The sequence below is a fragment of the Streptomyces sp. NPDC029216 genome (genome assembly GCF_040648015.1).
GTDB lineage: Bacteria > Actinomycetota > Actinomycetes > Streptomycetales > Streptomycetaceae > Streptomyces.
Map to the genome: position 1 here is coordinate 1 of NZ_JBEZWL010000285.1, position 3,218 is coordinate 3,218.

The 3,218-nt window shown below is 73.3% G+C and carries 5 protein-coding genes; 1 reads left to right on the top strand and 4 read right to left on the bottom strand.

The annotated features are described in order from the left end of the window. Nucleotides 1–227, bottom strand: a 227-nt coding sequence (locus tag AB0F18_RS38945; protein WP_362070209.1) for a hypothetical protein, incomplete at its 3' end; no start/stop codon positions are given. Between the two features lie 67 nt (nucleotides 228–294). After that, complete coding sequence (locus tag AB0F18_RS38950; protein WP_362070212.1) at nucleotides 295–1,302, bottom strand: stage II sporulation protein M; 1,008 nt, start codon at nucleotides 1,300–1,302, stop codon at nucleotides 295–297. A gap of 111 nt (nucleotides 1,303–1,413) precedes the next feature. Between AB0F18_RS38950 and AB0F18_RS38955 the strand changes: the two genes are divergently transcribed. Further along, entirely contained in the window at nucleotides 1,414–2,346 is a 933-nt protein-coding gene (locus AB0F18_RS38955) for an RDD family protein (RefSeq protein WP_362070215.1), read from the top strand. Here the strand turns inward: AB0F18_RS38955 and AB0F18_RS38960 are convergent. Further along, nucleotides 2,343–2,996 (bottom strand): hypothetical protein, encoded by a 654-nt coding sequence (locus AB0F18_RS38960; protein WP_362070218.1) that lies wholly within the window; start codon nucleotides 2,994–2,996, stop codon nucleotides 2,343–2,345. The genes AB0F18_RS38955 and AB0F18_RS38960 overlap by 4 nt on opposite strands. Nucleotides 2,997–3,123: 127 nt before the next feature. Beyond that, nucleotides 3,124–3,218, bottom strand: a 95-nt coding sequence (locus AB0F18_RS38965; protein WP_351857368.1) for an adenosylhomocysteinase, incomplete at its 5' end; no start/stop codon positions are given.

A 3,218-nucleotide genomic window follows, 5' to 3' on the forward strand; every position in this document is an offset into this window, starting at 1 on the left:
CCGATTTCCTCGGCGCTTTCGAGGTTCTGCGCTTTCGCGCTTTCCCTTTCCGGCGGTTCCGACTCTATCAGAAGTTTTCCACCGGATTTCCCGGCCTCAGATCCTGATTCAGAGCTGGATGTGCCCCAACTGAATTCAATTTCTCGGATTCTTGGGGGCGAAGAAGATCTTAAACCATCGCTGCCGAACTTGTCCAGTTCGAGGCAACCGTTCGAATCTACCTCCACGCTCCGGATGTGTCAACACCCCTCGCGACGTCCAGGAGACTAGCAGCTGAACAGGGCCGTACGCACATCAGGCCGCGGTCGGCAGTGTCGCCGTCTGGTCCGCCTCCTCCACGTCGCCCACCTCGCCGGCGCGCGACGCGCGCCCGCCCAGGACGAAGACGTACGCGAGGAAGGCGGCCTCCGCGGCGACGCCGATGGTGATGCGGGCCCAGGTGGGGAGGCCCGACGGGGTCACGAAGCCCTCGATCAGGCCGGACACGAAGAGGACGACGGCCAGGCCGATGGCCATGCCCAGGGCGGCGCGGCCCTGCTCGGCCAGGGCCGCGCGGCGGGTACGGGGGCCCGGGTCGATGACCGTCCAGCCCAGGCGCAGGCCCATGCCCGCGGCGACGAAGACCGCCGTCAGTTCGAGCAGGCCGTGCGGGAGGATCAGGCCCAGGAAGACGTCGAGGCGGCCCGCCGAGGCCATCAGGCCCAGGCCGACGCCGAGGTTGGCCATGTTCAGGAAGAGGATCCAGAGGACCGGGAGGCCGAGGAAGGCGCCCAGGACCAGGCAGACGGCGGCGGCCTGCGCGTTGTTCGTCCAGACTTTCGCGGCGAAGGAGGCCGCCGGGTGGCTGGAGTAGTACGTCTCGTACTCGCCGCCCGGCCGCGTCAGCTCCTTGAGGTGGTCCGGGGCGGCGACGGCGCCCTGGACCTCCGGGTGGGTGGCTATCCACCAGCCGATGAGCACGCCGAGGGCCGTGGAGAGCAGTGCCGTGGGTATCCACCAGCGGCGGCTGCGGTAGACGGCCGCCGGGAAACCCGCCGTGAAGAAGCGGGCGGCGTCGCGCCAGCTCGCGCGGCGGGTTCCGGTGACGGTGGCGCGGGCGCGGGCCACGAGCTGGGTGAGGCGGCCCGTGAGCAGCGGGTCGGGGGCGCTCGACTGGATCAGGGAGAGGTGGGTGGCGGTGCGCTGGTACAGGGCGACGAGCTCGTCGGCCTCCGCGCCGGTGAGCCGGCGGCCGCGGCCGAGGAGCTGTTCCAGGCGGGCCCACTGCGCCTGGTGGGCGGCCACGAAGACGTCGAGATCCATCCGGTTGTCGCTCCCCTGCCCCTGGCCCGCCCGATACGGCTACTGCTCCTGCGGCCAGCTTGGCAGACTGGGGTCCACAGGGGCGGGTCAGGTCGGTGAAAGGTGCATCCGGTGAGCGGACTGGTGACGGGGGACGCGGTCGTCCTGGGTCTGCGGCCGGCGCGGCTGCCGAGCCGGGCGCTGGCGGTCCTGCTCGACCTGGCCGTGTACTTCACCGGGTACCTACTGGTGACGCTGGCGCTGGTCTTCGCGACCGCCGGGCTCGACGAGGCCGCTCAGGCGGCGGTGGCGGTGGCGAGTCTGCTGCTGGTGCTGGTCGGGGTGCCCATCGCGGTGGAGACGCTGAGCCACGGGCGGTCGCTGGGGAAGCTGGCGCTCGGGCTGCGGGTCGTACGGGAGGACGGCGGGCCGATCCGGTTCCGGCACGCTCTGGTGCGCGGGGCCATGGGGGTCGTGGAGCTGCTGATGACCTTCGGGGTGGTGGCGTGCATCGCGTCGCTGGTGTCGGAGCGGGGGCGGCGGCTCGGGGACGTGTTCGCGGGGACGCTGGTGATCCGGGAGCGGGTGCCGGGGGCGCGGGTGATGCCCGTACCGCCTCCGCCGCCGTGGCTGGCCGGGCGGTTCGGCGGGCTGGACCTGTCGGCCGTGCCCGACGGGCTGTGGCTGGCGATCCGCCAGTACCTGACGCGGATGAACCAGCTGGACCCGCACACGGCCGCGGTGATGGCTGCGCGGCTGGCGGACGACGTCGTGGCCCGGACGGGGGCGCCGGCGCCGGCCGGGGTGCCGGCCGCCGCGTTCCTGATGGCGGTGGTGCACGAGCGGCAGTCGCGGGACGCCGCCCGGGCTTTCGCCGGGGCTCCGTCGTCCCCGTCCCCTTCCGCGCCCGTAGCCGTGGCCGATCCGTACGCGGGGATGCCCGTGGTGGTGCCCTCCGCCGCGCCGGTGCCGCCGGCCCCAGCCGTGGCTCCGGTCGCGCCCGTGCAGCCCGCGTCGCCCGTCGAGCCCGCCCCGCGCGCCACCGGGTTCGCCCCGCCGGCCTAGGGCTCGAAGTCCTCGGCGTCCTCGGCGTCCTCGGCGTCCGTGAAGGAGGACGGCGGGGTCTCCAGGTGTTCGAGTTCGATGCCGGGGGCCGAGAGGACCACGTCGCCGGCGATGTGGACGGTGTGGACCTCGCCCGTGTCGAGGGCCGTGACCTGGTACTCGTCCACCACCAGCGGCCCGCTGTCGGTGGGGTGCTCGGCGCGTGAGCGCAGGGCCCAGGCCTGGTCGACGGTGCGGGGGGCGAGGACCGGGTCGGTGAGGGCGAGGAGCCTGATGCGGGTGGCGGGGGCGCCGGGGGTCAGGCGCAGCAGGCGGGCCGTCGCGATGAGGAAGGCCGGGGAGGAGCCGGTGAAGCCGGGGGCGGCGACGTTGCCCTCGGTGGCCTCGGTGCCGGTGGGGTCGGTGCGGACCCAGGTGACGCCGTCGAGGGCGGCGCCGCGGACCTGCCAGCTCGATGCGTTGACCTCAAGGCGGATGGGGCGGCCGAGGGCGTCGACGGCGAGGTCGACGGAGCCGCGGTGGTCGCCGCCGGGGGCGGTGATCTGGGAGACGTAACGCCAGCCGGAGGGGCCGGGGGCGCAGTGGAAGTGCTCCTCGCCGAGGGGGGTGTGGTCGTGCGGGTCGTGGAGCGAGTAGCGGCCGCGGGGCATGGGCTGTGGTCCTTGGCTGGCGTACGGGGTGTGCGGGGACTGCGTCATGGGGCAGGCCCCCGGCACGGGGTGCCGGGGGCCTGCTCAGTGTGCGCGATCCGCTGGGGTCAGCGGGGATCCGTGGGGATCAGTAGCGGTAGTGGTCGGGCTTGTACGGGCCTTCGACCTTGACGCCGATGTAGGCGGCCTGCTCCGGGCGCAGCGTCGTCAGCTTGACGCCGA